The organism is Legionella nigrisilvae (genome assembly GCF_977063395.2).
Genome location: NZ_CDRUGZ020000011.1, coordinates 36,245 through 48,951, shown reverse-complemented (window position 1 = coordinate 48,951; position 12,707 = coordinate 36,245). Strand labels below are relative to the sequence as shown.

The window sequence follows — 12,707 nt, the reverse complement described above, 5'->3', positions numbered from 1 at the left end:
ATGTGCATCGAGCGCAGGTAATCAAAGCTTCAAAGGCCAAAATAGTAGAATTGTAAAAAGGTCCTATGATATAAGACAGTTTATTCGATAAGTATAGTGTATTTCGCAGATGTTAAAACGATTAGATACTGATTTACAATTGTTAAATGACTTTCTTCAAGTAAAAACTCCGCAAATATGGTTAGATTATGCTGCAGACCATATACCTTTGTTATTAATTGACCATGCTCATTGTGAACGGAAGGCAGCTGCCACTGCAATTAATTTTATGAGCAAATACCCAGAGAAAAAAGAACTGGTGGAAATGATGTCTCCATTGGCTCGTGAAGAACTACTCCATTTTGAAAAGGTCATTAATTTAATGTCGAACAAAGGGATTCAATTTTGCCCCCTACAACCATCAGGATATGCAACTCAGATGCATAAGCAGGTTTCAAGCAGAAATGTACTTCAACGTTTATGTGATCAGTTGATTATTGGTGCCATTATCGAAGCCCGTTCTTGTGAACGTTTCCACGCCATTATCCCCTTTCTCGAAGATCAGGATTTGGTGAAGTTTTATGGTACTTTAATTAAATCAGAAGCGCGTCATTTTGAGGATTATCTTCGACTGGCGAAATTATATGGTGGAGACATAGAGCAACGTTTGAAGTTTTTTTTATCTATAGAAAATGATTTTATTTTGGCTTCTGATACGGTATTTCGCTTTCATAGCGGAATACCGCAAATTCAATAATTATGGAGGAGTAGGAGTAGGAGTAGAATGTACTTCTTTTTGCTCTTCATATTTCAAATTAGCATTATCTTTTAAAAATTTAGCTAAACTTGTTTGGGGATTCGCATTCAATCTTTTGAACGTATCTTCATCTAATCTAGCGCCACTGGCATAATGTTCGTATTCATCCGGCTTACCCTGAACCGGAGTATAATCATTTTCTGCTAGCCAAAGAGCTATCATTGACTTAAACGCTGTATTCGCTTCATTTGTTTTGTCAAGAGATATCTTATCAGACCGGGTTAAATCAGCTATCTCAACTTTTCCATCTTTAAAGGTAACTTTATGTTCTAAAGTAGGTAACTGAAGATCACCATCCCCTTTTATTTTATGCACGAGTTTACCTTTGAGAGGAATATAAAGTGACTCTTTCATTTTAAGTGCCTCACCAATAAGTGGTGTATTCTTAGCTAAGTCCCATGCTTCTCCTGCAACTTGATTTGCTGAGATATTGTGTGCTTTATTCATTTTTCCAAATAAATTCAACAAGGACATCATATTGGATCGCCAATCATTATAAGCATTTTGTTCAGAATTAATGACTGAATCAGCGAGTTCATTTAACTCTTCATCATAAGTTGTTTCTTTACCGGTTCTCTCGTTTGTTTTTCTATGTTTATTTCTCAGCTCATCCATCGATTTAGCATATCTCATCTGCTCTTCTTTACGTTTCTCAGCAATATAAGCATCCAAATCTTCCTTATTTTTTTGCTCTCGAAGTTCAGCCATCCCTTTTGAGGAAAGTTCATTGAATTCCTTTAATTTTTCATCCATTTCGTCTTTACTTTTAGCCGCCATAACTGATACTCCAGGAAAATCACAAATGGGCAAAATAGAGCCCTTTTGTATGATCATAACACAATAATTGGGGTTTGTCATCCCAATCACTCAACACGTAACGTACTAGTTTTTGCGAATTTTTTTGATAAGATGAGATGCCTGGTTTATGAGTATGACCATGTATTAATTGTTTCACTTGATAGTAAGACATATGAGCAACCACTACTTCAGCCACTACATCCATTTCCTCTAAAGATTTGTTCTGATTCATTTCACTATGATAGCGTACTTGATTTACTAATTTCTTCCGATAATTCAATGGGAAACTTAAAAATAAGGTAGAAAAGATTTTGTTTCGTGTTATAAAACGAAAACGCTGGTGAGCCTTATCTTTAGTACAATATCGATCACCGTGCACCAAAAGTACTTTGTCTTGGCCTAATTGGATCACGGTAGGCTCAGGTAAAATTGTCCACCCCGCCATTTTGGCAAAGTTTTTTCCTAATAGAAAGTCACGATTGCCATGCATATAGAACACATTAATTTCTTGTTTTTTTAGGGCATATAACTGACTAGCAATCGCTCTGCTCCAATCATCGGCAGTATCATCCCCTGCCCATGCATGAAAAAAATCACCTAGGATATAAATATTTTTGACTGAATCACAAGCCCATTCGAGAAATTGATTAAAACGCTCCTGAATGGCCAGATTTTCAGGATGTAAATGAAGATCCGAAATAAAAACAGCTTCTATCATAAGGGCTCTATATGTATATGCTCATCCAATAAATAAATCTGACAAGGTCCACTGTAAGGTTCGATTGCATCACTTAAACGATAAAAACCAGCAATCGATACTAATTCTGCTTCCAGGGAGTGACAGAAAATCCGGGCCTCTTTATCACCTGAAATTCCAGCTAAAGCTCTTCCTCTTAGAGCTCCATATACATGAATACATCCATCAGCTAATAATTCAGCCCCATGACTTACTGAAGAAGTCACTACAAGATCAGCTCCTTTTGCGACAACTTGCTGCCCAGAACGAACAGGAGTAGTAATTAATTTTGATTTTGTTAATTCATGATGATTATTTTCAATGGGTCGCTCAATAATAGGTTTATCTTGGGTTGAAGAAGCATGTAATACAGCTAATCCATGGCATTGGGCTAGGGTGTTATGTAATATACTCCCTCCTTGAATGGCAACAGGGATCATGCCATGGGAACGAGCAAGCTCCAGTAAAGCCTGTAAATCAAATTCTAATTGTTGTACTGAGGATAAATCAAACACAACAGGTGTATGCTCAAATAATTTAGGAGCTTTGGCGATAGTATCCTCAAGCTGATGCGAAAAAGCCTCAGGATTCGTATTGAGTACTTGTAATACAGTAAATGTATAAAGGCGACCTTTTAATTTAAATGCTTGAGTTTGTGTTGTATTTTCACTCATGAGTATGATATCCATAATGAATATTTTTGTTTATACTAACATGTGAAAACCAATAACAGAAGGATATTAAGGTGGATAAACGGTGGTTTGAACAATATCAGAAAGGAGTTCCCCATGAAATTGACTCAAGTCAATATTCTTCCCTAGTAGATTTGTTTAAAGAATCCTGCACACGTTATGCTAAAAAAACTTCATATAGCAATATGGGAAGTAGTATAACTTTTGGTGAACTGGATGAGTTAAGTCGAGATTTTGCTGCCTATCTTCAACAGCTTAAGCTGGATAAAGGAACTCGAATAGCAATCATGCTTCCTAATGTTCTTCAATACCCAATTGCTCTGTTTGGCATCCTACGCGCAGGTTACGTTGTTGTGAATACAAATCCACTTTACACCACTGACGAGCTTATTCATCAAATGAATGACTCTGGAGCTGAAGTGATCGTTGTACTAGCCAACTTTGCAAAAACTGTAGAAAAGGCATTAAATTCAATTCCTACATTAAAACATGTGATTGTAACTGAAATAGCTGATCTTTTCCCTACCCCAAAACGACTTATTGTTAACTCTATAATTAAATATATAAAAAAAATGGTACCGGCTTATAGTATCCCTCATGCAGTTGCCTTTAACTATGCATTACTTGAAGGAAAACAAGCACCTTTACACCATGTAGAGTTAAATCATGATGATATTGCATTTTTGCAATATACGGGAGGTACGACAGGGGTTGCAAAAGGTGCCATTTTAACTCATGGGAATATGATCTCTAATGTCTTGCAAGCCGATGCATGGATTAAGCCGGTCATAGGTGCAGATGGCAATGATATTATTGTTACAGCGATACCTCTCTATCATGTCTTTTCTCTCACCGCTAATTGTTTGACCTTTTTAAAACAAGGTGCAAAAAATGTACTAATTACGAACCCTCGTGATATGGGACATTTTATTAAAGAAATCAAAAAAGTGGGTTTTACAGCAATTACAGGCGTAAATACCCTATTTAATGGCTTATTAAACCATCCTAAATTTAAGGAGGTTGATTTTAGTAAACTAAAAATCTCACTTGCAGGAGGTATGGCTTTACAAAAAAGTGTGGCCCTAAAATGGCGTGAAGTCACCAAAACACCGGTATTGGAAGCTTATGGATTAACTGAAACCAGTCCTGCTGCCATCATGAATCCAATGAATCTGACCGAATATAGCGGAAGTATTGGCGTACCCATTCCTTCTACTGATGTCATCATTCTTGATGATCAAGAGCATGAAGTACCAATAGGGACCAGTGGAGAAATATGCATTAAAGGACCGCAAGTAACCCCAGGATACTGGAAGCGACCTGATGAGACTGCTCTAGTGTTTACTAAAAATGGCTATTTAAAAACAGGCGACATTGGTAAAATGGATGAAGAAGGATTCATCTATTTAGTTGATCGAAAAAAAGATATGTTACTCGTATCAGGGTTCAATGTTTATCCTAATGAGGTGGAGCAAGTAATAGCAATGCATCCTGGTGTGTTAGAAGTAGGTGTAGTTGGTGTTTCTGATATAGAATCTGGCGAACGAGTTAAAGCATGTGTGGTAAAAAAAGATCCTGAGTTAACCGAAGAACAAGTTATTGCTTATTGCCGAGAACATCTAACTGCTTACAAAGTTCCCAAGATAGTCGAATTCTACGATGAACTCCCCAAAACAAATGTAGGAAAAATTCTTCGTCGAGCACTAAAAGAAAAGAATGCTTCCTCTCCCAGTCATCCCGAGAAAAAACCAGCTGTTGCTATATAAAGAACTGAACGAAGCTTCGTCTTATGACGATATTGCCCTCCCCGCGGCTTGTCCACGGGGTTCAGTGTTATAGTATTTTCTCAAGCTAGTACTTCTATTTTACTAATTGTCTCATTATGAGAGCTGTTGCACCCCACACCCAGTCTTTGTTCGCAGTAAATTCACAAGTAACATAACGACGACCGCCACGTTCAATCCTAAAGTCTCTATAATTTTTAACATCTTGTACTAATGTCATGGGTATCGATATTAAACGAACAACTTCATGAACATTTAATTGGTAGGGTTGAACCGATTCGATGCTCGCAAACCAAGGATGAATAATACTTCCTAATAGAGTTTTTTGGATATTTAACTCCTTGATTAGGGTTATGCGGTCTTGGGTAATACCTAACTCTTCATACAATTCTCTAAGCGCAGTAACGTAATAATTCTCATCTCCTTCTTCCCATGTACCACCTGGAAAACAAATTTCTCCTGGGTGGGTGCGCAATTGATCACTACGTTGCGTCAAAATTAATGAATCGGATAATTGTTCATATAAGACAACTACTGCCGAGTGCACTAGTTTTTTCCCTTCAAAATCATTTAAGTCCATTAATAACCGCTGCTATTTTAATATAGCATTCACGATATTCATCTTCACAGTTTGAGTCAATAACTATTCCACCACCCGCAGCTAAATGCAAAATATTATCTTTAGCCGTCAATGTCCGAATAGCGATATTCGTGTCAAATCGCCCATGCCGTGAAAAATAGCCTATAGACCCGCAATAAATTCCTCGGGAAAAAGACTCCTGTTCATCAATAATTCGCATGGATTCAATTTTGGGTGCCCCGGTAATGGAACCACCCGGAAAACAAGTCAAAAATGCTTCAAATGGCAAAATAGACGACAAACATCGAGCTTCGATTGTACTCACTAAATGATGAACTGAATTATAGCTTTGTACTTCGCATAAAGAAGTAACGTGTACCGATCCAGGTTGTGCAATTTTACCGAGATCATTTCTCAATAGATCAACTATCATTACATTCTCGGCGCGATTTTTTTCACAAGATGTTAATTTATTTTTTAACCACCCATCTTCAACTTCATTTTCGGAGCGTGCGATAGTTCCTTTAATAGGCGATGTAACTAATTTACCTGCGTCATAAAAAAGAAACCGCTCCGGGGAAAAACTTAAAATATCAGCATCAGCAGTTCTCAAAAATGCAGCAAAAGGTACGGGGTTTTTCTTACAGATTTTTTTATAAAAAGCCCAATTATTTCCCTCATAGGCAGCATGAAAGGGTTGAGTAAGATTGACCTGATAACATCTCCCCTCTTTTAAAAATTGATAAATAGAGGAGAACGCATCGACGTAATCTTTTTTGCTCATCAAAGGAGTAAAATCACTTTTAATCTGTGCATCACAAGGGTGTTTGGTAGCCGCATTCCAAAGTTCTAAGATCTCCTCAACTATCCTAGGAGTTGTTTGAAGTGTATTTGCTGCGAATAATGTTATGCTTTTTTGATGGTGGTCGACAATGATTGCCCAATCATATAACCCAAAATTCAATAAGGGCATGTTGTCTAATGTAGGTTGCCTACTAGAATCTATCCCTAATAACTTTGCGCCAAGATCATAAGAAACATAGCCCAGAGCACCACCTTGGAAAGGAAGATTTGCTACAGACGGTATCGGCGATAAGATTCGAGTAATTTTCTTTAGTAAATTTGGTAAATCATGAGGGTTTTGTTCGATTTGAATAAAATCATAAGGATAAGCACTGATAATATCATAACGCCCATGAAAGCGATCGGTACTTTCAAGAAGAACAAAACCAGGTAAATGATGTAATTTTTGATAATACTCATGCAGTGAATCATGATAATCCAATGAATGTAATGAAAATTGATTCAAAATATTCCTCTAAGGTAAATATTATAATAGGTTCTTTTGATGTAGCCTGAATAAAGTAATATGAAGCCTAGGATTTCTTAACGACATCCCGAGTGCAACGATGTAGATTCCTGCATTACAATCGGGATGACTAGGGTTCCGCTTCGCTTCACTTAGGCTATAAGTTTCTTACTTTATTCTCTGGTTTTTGAATTAATTTGTGAGTATGCTATGCAAACGCTTTATTGACAAGGAGCCTCATATGTCAACAGTTGCTCAATTTAATATTACATATACTCAGTTTTTAAATGAACATGGAAAATTGGTTGGTCAATTACCCCCTTTTGCCGATGATCATTCTGCGCTCAAAGAACTTTATAAAATCATGGTCCTTACGCGGACATTTGATAAAAAAGCAATTGCTTTACAACGAACAGGTAAGATGGGAACTTATGCTCCAATTAATGGACAAGAAGCAATTTCAGCAGCTATTGGCCATGCAATGCGTCCTGAAGATGTATTTGTACCTTATTATCGAGATTACGCTGCCCAACTTCAACGCGGTGTAAAAATGTCTGAAATTTTAGCCTTCTGGGGTGGCGATGAGCGTGGTAGTCAGTTTTCATCGAACTCAGAAGACTTACCTATATGTGTGCCCATTGCCTCTCAGTGTTTACATGCAGCAGGCGTAGCATTCGCATTTCAATACAGAAACCAGCCACGGGTTGCCGTGGTATGCCTTGGCGAAGGTGGTACCTCAGAAGGTGATTTCTACGAAGCGATGAATGTTGCAGGTACTTGGAAATTACCTGTTGTTTTTGTAGTGAATAACAACCAATGGGCAATCTCGGTTCCTAGGGATCAACAGACGGGTACACAAACTATAGCTCAGAAAGCCATAGCAGCTGGTTTTACCGGCATACAGATTGATGGAAATGACATTTTAGCAACACGACAGATTATTGGCGATGCGATTGAAAAAGCACGCCGTGGTGAAGGACCGACTTTAATTGAAGCCTTATCTTACCGGTTATCGGATCACACCACTGCTGATGATGCAACTCGGTACCAGCCCTGTCAGGAAGTTGAGAAGGCAAAACCCAAAGAACCTATCTCACGATTTAAAGAGTTTCTTACAGAACAAAAGATCTGGAATGCACAAGATGAAGAAAATCTAGTAATCCATTGTTCTAAAGAGGTTGAAAAAGCCGTTAATGAATATTTAAGTATGGAGCCACAACCGATTAGTAGCATTTTTGATTATCATTATGCTGAACTACCTGATTATTTAGTGGAGCAACGTGCAATAGCTATGGAGGAAGCAACTCATGCCTGATATTACATTGATCGAGGCAGTAACTCAGGCTTTGGCTTACGAGTTAGCTCATGATGAAAATGTTGTGGTTTTTGGAGAAGATGTCGGTAAAAATGGCGGGGTTTTCCGTGCCACAGTAGGATTACAAGAACGATTCGGTGAAAAAAGAGTTTTTGATACTCCGCTAGCAGAATCAATGATTGCTGGATTAGCGATTGGTATGTCAATTCAGGGTCTGAAACCAGTGGCTGAATTCCAATTTATGGGATTTATCTATCCAGCAATGAACCAAATTATTTCTCACGCTGCTCGTATGCGTAATCGAACTCGTGGACGTCTTCACTGCCCACTCGTTTTTCGCGCTCCTTTTGGTGGGGGCATCCGAGCTCCTGAACATCATTCAGAGAGCACCGAAGCATTATTTGCGCACATACCTGGTTTACAAGTAGTGATCCCTTCCTCTCCACGCCGAGCATATGGTTTGCTTTTAGCGGCTTTGCGTAATCCAGATCCAGTTATTTTTCTTGAGCCAAAACGAATTTATCGTTTGGTCAAACAACCTGTTGAAGATAATGGTGAAGCTCTTCCTCTAGGAAAATGTTTTACTTTGCAACAAGGTGAAGATGTCACTTTAGTAAGTTGGGGTGCTAGTATTCACGAAACACAACAAGCAGCAAAACAATTGAGCGACGAAGGAATTTCATGCGAAGTGATTGATGTAGCAACAATTAAACCACTAGATATCGAGACGATTCTAGCCTCAGTAGAAAAAACGGGACGTTGTGTGATCGTTCATGAGGGAGCAAAAACTTGTGGAGTGGGTGCCGAAATTTCAGCACAGATTATGGAAAATTCAATGACTGATTTAATGGCTCCAGTTCAACGGGTCACTGGATATGATACAGTAATGCCGTATTTTCAATTGGAAAAACAATACATACCCAGTATTGCACGTATTAAAAACAGCGTTATGAGCATAATGGAGTAATAATGAATATATTCAATCTACCTGATTTGGGTGAAGGTTTACCGGATGCTGAGATTCATGAATGGTTTGTCAAAGAAGGTGATAAAGTTGTAGCAGATCAACCTTTGGTTTCTATGGAAACTGCAAAAGCTGTAGTTGACGTCCCCTGTCCTCAGTCTGGAACTATTAGCAAATTGTACGGTAAACCTGGAGATGTAATTAAAACAGGTGAACCTTTGGTAGCTTTTGAATCGACAAGTTCCAAAACTGCAGATAAAGGAACAGTTGTCGGTAATTTAGAAGAAAGTAGCGAAGTGTTTGAAGATAACTTTACAATTGGTACCCAACACACTACAAGAAATCGTATTAAGACAACTCCTGCTGTTAAAATACTTGCTAAAAAACTTGGTGTTGATTTATCTTCAGTTAAAGGCTCCGGTGAATTTGGTGTCATTACTCGCGCTGATGTTCAAGCCCAAGCAGATAAGAATTCACAAGTTCCTGCAGGTTTTGAACCTCTCCGAGGGGTCAGACGCGCTATGCTGAATAGTATGGTTCAATCTCACACCGAAGTGGTTCCGGTAAGTATCTTTGATGAGGCCGATATTAGTGCTTGGAAACCTGGTACTGATATTACAGTTCGCCTAGTTCGCGCAATGACTTATGCAGCGAGCAAAGAACCAGCTTTAAACGCATGGTTTGATACTAAGCATAGTGCCCGCCAATGTTTTGAGCAGGTACATCTAGGCTTAGCTATGGATAATGAAGAGGGTTTGTTTGTACCTGTGATTCATGATGCAGCAAAACATTCCGATGCTGAGCTTCGTAATATGATTAATGATTTTAAAAAATCGGTAAGTACTCGAGAAATCACTGCAGATAAATTAAAAGGTGCAACAATAACTCTTTCTAATTTTGGAAAGTTTGCTGGTCGTTTTGCAAGTCCTATTATTGTTCCACCAATGGTGGCCATTTTAGCCGTAGGTAGGCTCTACCAAGGGGCTGTTGTAAACAAAGGTCTTATCGAGTCACATAATATACTTCCACTATCCTTAAGTTTCGACCATAGAGCAGTTACTGGAGGCGAAGCAACACGTTTCCTAGGTGCAGTGATGGAATCGTTACAAAAGGAATAAAATTGAAAATCCTCTCCCTGAAGGGAGAGGATTAATATTACTGTTCCATTTTTTCTTGCATTTTACTTTTAATTTTCTCAGCTATTTTCACTTTACATTGTTGCAATTGTTCTGGACTAAAATTGGTATTTGGTAATTGTTTTTGACCCATAGCTACAGGTAACACACAGTCTTTAACTAATTCTTTACCTGCATTTTCTCCTCCCTTATAGTAACCATTTTGCATACAGGAAATTGCAATGGCTTTACAAGGTCCTGTCCAACCGTATAAAGAAACACTCATCAATAAGCCAAGTATACTAATTTTTGCGAATAATTTATTCATTTTATAATTCCTTTTGTTAAGGATAAAATCCCATTTTTGACAAGCCTCTAAAATATAGCACAGTATTGTTATTTTGTTTTACGAATAATTTATATCTTAAATTCAGTACATTACGGATAAAACCACCTTATTTTGCCACGGAAATAAACACCTATGTCATTCGCTTCCCACTCGTTATTATAGGGGCACCGTGCACTCAGTTGGAATTATCCTTGAGCAATTTTATTAAGTAGTGCTGCAAGTCTACATCCTGCATATGTAACCTGTTTCTGCACTAATAATTGGGCATTTTCCTGATATTTATCGCTAGGAGTTTCATTATAATTCGTCTGATAAACATTTTTTATGGCCAACTTATGTGACATCTTTGCCCATTTAGCAGGTTTTAGTTCTGTACCAATCATCGAGCAGGGCATTTTTTGTTCCAGGTACTGTGCTGTATTTTTTATTTGGGTTTCATTAAATTGCCCAAGAAAAAATCCAGCTCCATTATCCCAGTACTGATGCAAATTACTGCCTACCGGATTTTTTCCTAACAAAAATAAATTGCCGCCTAAATCGCCCTTAGGATGTTGCTCACTGACTCGAGTTATCGCGTGCAGTGGTTGATGAATATCACCTGTTATATGAATTAACATCCGTAATGCTAGTTTTTTATCGGATGGATTTGTTTTTTTAGAGGTAAGTACAAAGGATGCTTGTTTAATTGCCTTAATTGCATTGGTACTTTCAACGGGAGGTAACCGAGTTCCATCACTTGAATAAGGGATATCGATATAATGCATTACATCATACCAATATACTTCCCTCCATCTAATTTCATCCATCCAGGTTGAAGCGCTAACAAAACTTGAATTGGGTGTATTATGAGTGCGCGAACGAAGATATTTATAGCACATGTCTTTCGCTTTCGGTGATAAATTATCGTAGGCAATTTGCGCCACTACCTTGTGGCCTGCCGCATTCCAAGCATAGCTATTTAAAGCCCCAAAACACAAAACAAGTACATAAATAATCCGTGACATAATTAGCCCAAATAGGGAGACCACGCAGGCTCTTGTACATCTCCTTCACGTGCGGGGAGTCTCATTCTTATTCTACCGTCCAGGGAAACGATACCCAATACACCTTTATCTTGATTATGGGTCGCATAAAGAATTAAACGACCATTAGGTGCAACAGATGGGGACTCATCACGGCCAGAAAAAGTTAGGCTGGCAATTGGTCCACCGCTTGCACTTTGTAATCCTATGTTAAATTGCTTGTCGTCACGATGCAACATCACAATATTTTTCATATCTGGGGTATAAGAAGCTCGAGCATTATAGTTGCCTTCAAAGGTTACTCGACTTACTTGGCCATTAGCTAAAGATAAACGATATATTTGTGGCGACCCCCCTCGACCTGAAGTAAACAATAAGCTTTTACCATCGGGAGCATAACGTGGCTCAGTATCAATAGCATCGCCAAAGGTCAATTGCTTCATATTTCCGGTATTGATATCTATACTATACACTTTTGGTGTTCCGCTTTTAGACAATACAACAGCCAATTCCCTTCCATCAGGAGACCACGCGGGTGCCCCGTTAATACCCGGGAAACTGGTAATCAAACGTCGTTGACCTGTCTCAACTGAAACCGTAAATATCTGTGCTCTTTTTTTCTCAAACGAAACATAAGAAATAGTTTTACCATCCGGAGCCCATGCGGGGGACATAATAGGTTCGGATGAAATCAATAAGCTCTGTGGATTATATCCATCCGCATCTGCAACTTCGAGTGAATAACGAGTACTTTTCAGTGTTCTTTGGACCGAAATATAAGCGATACGAGTAGAGAAAATACCCCTCTCTCCTGTTAACTTTTGATATACTTCATCGCTGATATGATGTGCTAAGGGTCTAATTTGATTCGCGCCAATCTGATACGTTTTTGTTAATAGAGTAGCTCCATTAGCCACGGCATCAGTTAAAGTGAAGCTTACTTCATAATGGTTTCCTACTTGATTAACCCGGCCCGTAACAACACTGTCAGCTCCGAGTTGTTTCAACGTGCTTACAGATGATTGTGCGTTTGCACCTTGGGGCCCGGAAACAATTCGAAATTGTCCTGATAAATTTAAATCATTTTCAATAACTTGTCCGATTTCTTGAGCCGTATTATTTGAACCAAAAGAATTGATTGCTATAGGTAAAGCTGAATTAATCCCTTGGGTTAACTCTAAATCAAGAGCAAAAATTTGCTGCGTAAAAAGTATTAAAAAAAGTGTAATAAGTCGGTTAATCACGAG

General features: G+C 38.4%; 13 protein-coding genes. 5 read left to right on the top strand and 8 right to left on the bottom strand.

Annotation, left to right across the window (positions count from 1 at the left end; genetic code table 11):
* The first annotated feature begins 109 nt into the window (after window positions 1-109).
* Entirely contained in the window at window positions 110-736 is a 627-nt protein-coding gene (locus tag ACWTE2_RS00300) for a MiaE family protein (RefSeq protein WP_454783665.1), read from the top strand.
* On the opposite strand, the gene ACWTE2_RS00295 is transcribed toward ACWTE2_RS00300, so the two are convergent.
* Genes ACWTE2_RS00295 through minC form a run of 3 tightly spaced genes read right to left on the bottom strand, consistent with a single transcriptional unit; the run spans window position 737 to window position 3,004 of the window.
* Window positions 737-1,549, bottom strand: coding sequence for a hypothetical protein (locus ACWTE2_RS00295; RefSeq protein ID WP_454783664.1), 813 nt, complete (start codon window positions 1,547-1,549; stop codon window positions 737-739).
* A gap of 43 nt (window positions 1,550-1,592) precedes the next feature.
* Window positions 1,593-2,312 (bottom strand): UDP-2,3-diacylglucosamine diphosphatase, encoded by a 720-nt coding sequence (locus ACWTE2_RS00290; protein WP_454783663.1) that lies wholly within the window; start codon window positions 2,310-2,312, stop codon window positions 1,593-1,595.
* The gene (minC, locus tag ACWTE2_RS00285; protein WP_182393546.1) at window positions 2,309-3,004 is read right to left on the bottom strand and encodes a septum site-determining protein MinC; all 696 of its coding nucleotides are present in this window, start codon (window positions 3,002-3,004) and stop codon (window positions 2,309-2,311) included. The genes ACWTE2_RS00290 and minC overlap by 4 nt, the downstream gene beginning before the upstream one ends.
* Before the next feature lie 71 nt (window positions 3,005-3,075).
* Here minC and ACWTE2_RS00280 point away from each other — a divergent pair, with 71 nt between their 5' ends.
* On the top strand, window positions 3,076-4,788 hold the full coding sequence (locus ACWTE2_RS00280; protein WP_182393545.1) for an AMP-binding protein: 1,713 nt from the start codon (window positions 3,076-3,078) through the stop codon (window positions 4,786-4,788).
* 94 nt (window positions 4,789-4,882) lie between these two features.
* Here ACWTE2_RS00280 and ACWTE2_RS00275 read toward each other — a convergent pair whose 3' ends face one another.
* A complete protein-coding gene (locus ACWTE2_RS00275) occupies window positions 4,883-5,386 on the bottom strand; it encodes an NUDIX hydrolase (protein WP_182393544.1) in 504 nt (167 codons plus the stop codon).
* Window positions 5,373-6,695 carry an aminodeoxychorismate synthase component I gene (pabB, locus tag ACWTE2_RS00270; RefSeq protein ID WP_454783662.1) on the bottom strand — a complete coding sequence of 441 codons (1,323 nt, stop codon included), beginning with the start codon at window positions 6,693-6,695 and terminating at the stop codon, window positions 5,373-5,375. Before pabB ends, ACWTE2_RS00275 begins: the two co-directional genes overlap by 14 nt.
* 241 nt (window positions 6,696-6,936) lie before the next feature.
* On the opposite strand from pabB, the gene pdhA reads away from it, so the two are divergent.
* From pdhA to ACWTE2_RS00255, 3 genes are read left to right on the top strand one after another with little or no spacing between them, the layout of a single operon-like run.
* The gene (gene pdhA, locus ACWTE2_RS00265; protein WP_454783661.1) at window positions 6,937-8,010 is read left to right on the top strand and encodes a pyruvate dehydrogenase (acetyl-transferring) E1 component subunit alpha; all 1,074 of its coding nucleotides are present in this window, start codon (window positions 6,937-6,939) and stop codon (window positions 8,008-8,010) included.
* Window positions 8,003-8,977, top strand: a complete 975-nt coding sequence (locus tag ACWTE2_RS00260; protein WP_182393541.1) for an alpha-ketoacid dehydrogenase subunit beta — start codon at window positions 8,003-8,005, stop codon at window positions 8,975-8,977. Before pdhA ends, ACWTE2_RS00260 begins: the two co-directional genes overlap by 8 nt.
* Before the next feature lie 2 nt (window positions 8,978-8,979).
* A complete protein-coding gene (locus ACWTE2_RS00255) occupies window positions 8,980-10,092 on the top strand; it encodes a dihydrolipoamide acetyltransferase family protein (RefSeq protein ID WP_454783660.1) in 1,113 nt (370 codons plus the stop codon).
* 37 nt (window positions 10,093-10,129) lie between these two features.
* Here ACWTE2_RS00255 and ACWTE2_RS00250 read toward each other — a convergent pair whose 3' ends face one another.
* From ACWTE2_RS00250 to tolB, 3 genes are all read right to left on the bottom strand, one after another.
* Window positions 10,130-10,417 (bottom strand): hypothetical protein, encoded by a 288-nt coding sequence (locus ACWTE2_RS00250; RefSeq protein ID WP_454783659.1) that lies wholly within the window; start codon window positions 10,415-10,417, stop codon window positions 10,130-10,132.
* Window positions 10,418-10,623: 206 nt separating this feature from the next.
* The gene (locus ACWTE2_RS00245) at window positions 10,624-11,442 is read right to left on the bottom strand and encodes a S1/P1 nuclease (protein ID WP_454783658.1); all 819 of its coding nucleotides are present in this window, start codon (window positions 11,440-11,442) and stop codon (window positions 10,624-10,626) included.
* 2 nt (window positions 11,443-11,444) lie between these two features.
* Window positions 11,445-12,704, bottom strand: coding sequence for a Tol-Pal system beta propeller repeat protein TolB (gene tolB / locus ACWTE2_RS00240; protein WP_454783657.1), 1,260 nt, complete (start codon window positions 12,702-12,704; stop codon window positions 11,445-11,447).
* Between the last annotated feature and the right edge of the window lie 3 nt (window positions 12,705-12,707).

Excerpts from the sequence above, each read along its gene's own strand:
- ACWTE2_RS00260 (WP_182393541.1), top strand. The coding sequence starts at position 8,003 with ATGCCTGATATTACATTGATCGAGGCAGTAACTCAGGCTTTGGCTTAC.
- ACWTE2_RS00295 (WP_454783664.1), bottom strand. The coding sequence starts at position 1,549 with ATGGATGAAAAATTAAAGGAATTCAATGAACTTTCCTCAAAAGGGATG.
- pdhA (WP_454783661.1), top strand. The coding sequence starts at position 6,937 with ATGTCAACAGTTGCTCAATTTAATATTACATATACTCAGTTTTTAAAT.
- ACWTE2_RS00255 (WP_454783660.1), top strand. The coding sequence starts at position 8,980 with ATGAATATATTCAATCTACCTGATTTGGGTGAAGGTTTACCGGATGCT.
- ACWTE2_RS00250 (WP_454783659.1), bottom strand. The coding sequence starts at position 10,417 with ATGAATAAATTATTCGCAAAAATTAGTATACTTGGCTTATTGATGAGT.
- ACWTE2_RS00245 (WP_454783658.1), bottom strand. The coding sequence starts at position 11,442 with ATGTCACGGATTATTTATGTACTTGTTTTGTGTTTTGGGGCTTTAAAT.
- ACWTE2_RS00290 (WP_454783663.1), bottom strand. The coding sequence starts at position 2,312 with ATGATAGAAGCTGTTTTTATTTCGGATCTTCATTTACATCCTGAAAAT.
- ACWTE2_RS00300 (WP_454783665.1), top strand. The coding sequence starts at position 110 with ATGTTAAAACGATTAGATACTGATTTACAATTGTTAAATGACTTTCTT.
- minC (WP_182393546.1), bottom strand. The coding sequence starts at position 3,004 with ATGAGTGAAAATACAACACAAACTCAAGCATTTAAATTAAAAGGTCGC.
- ACWTE2_RS00275 (WP_182393544.1), bottom strand. The coding sequence starts at position 5,386 with ATGGACTTAAATGATTTTGAAGGGAAAAAACTAGTGCACTCGGCAGTA.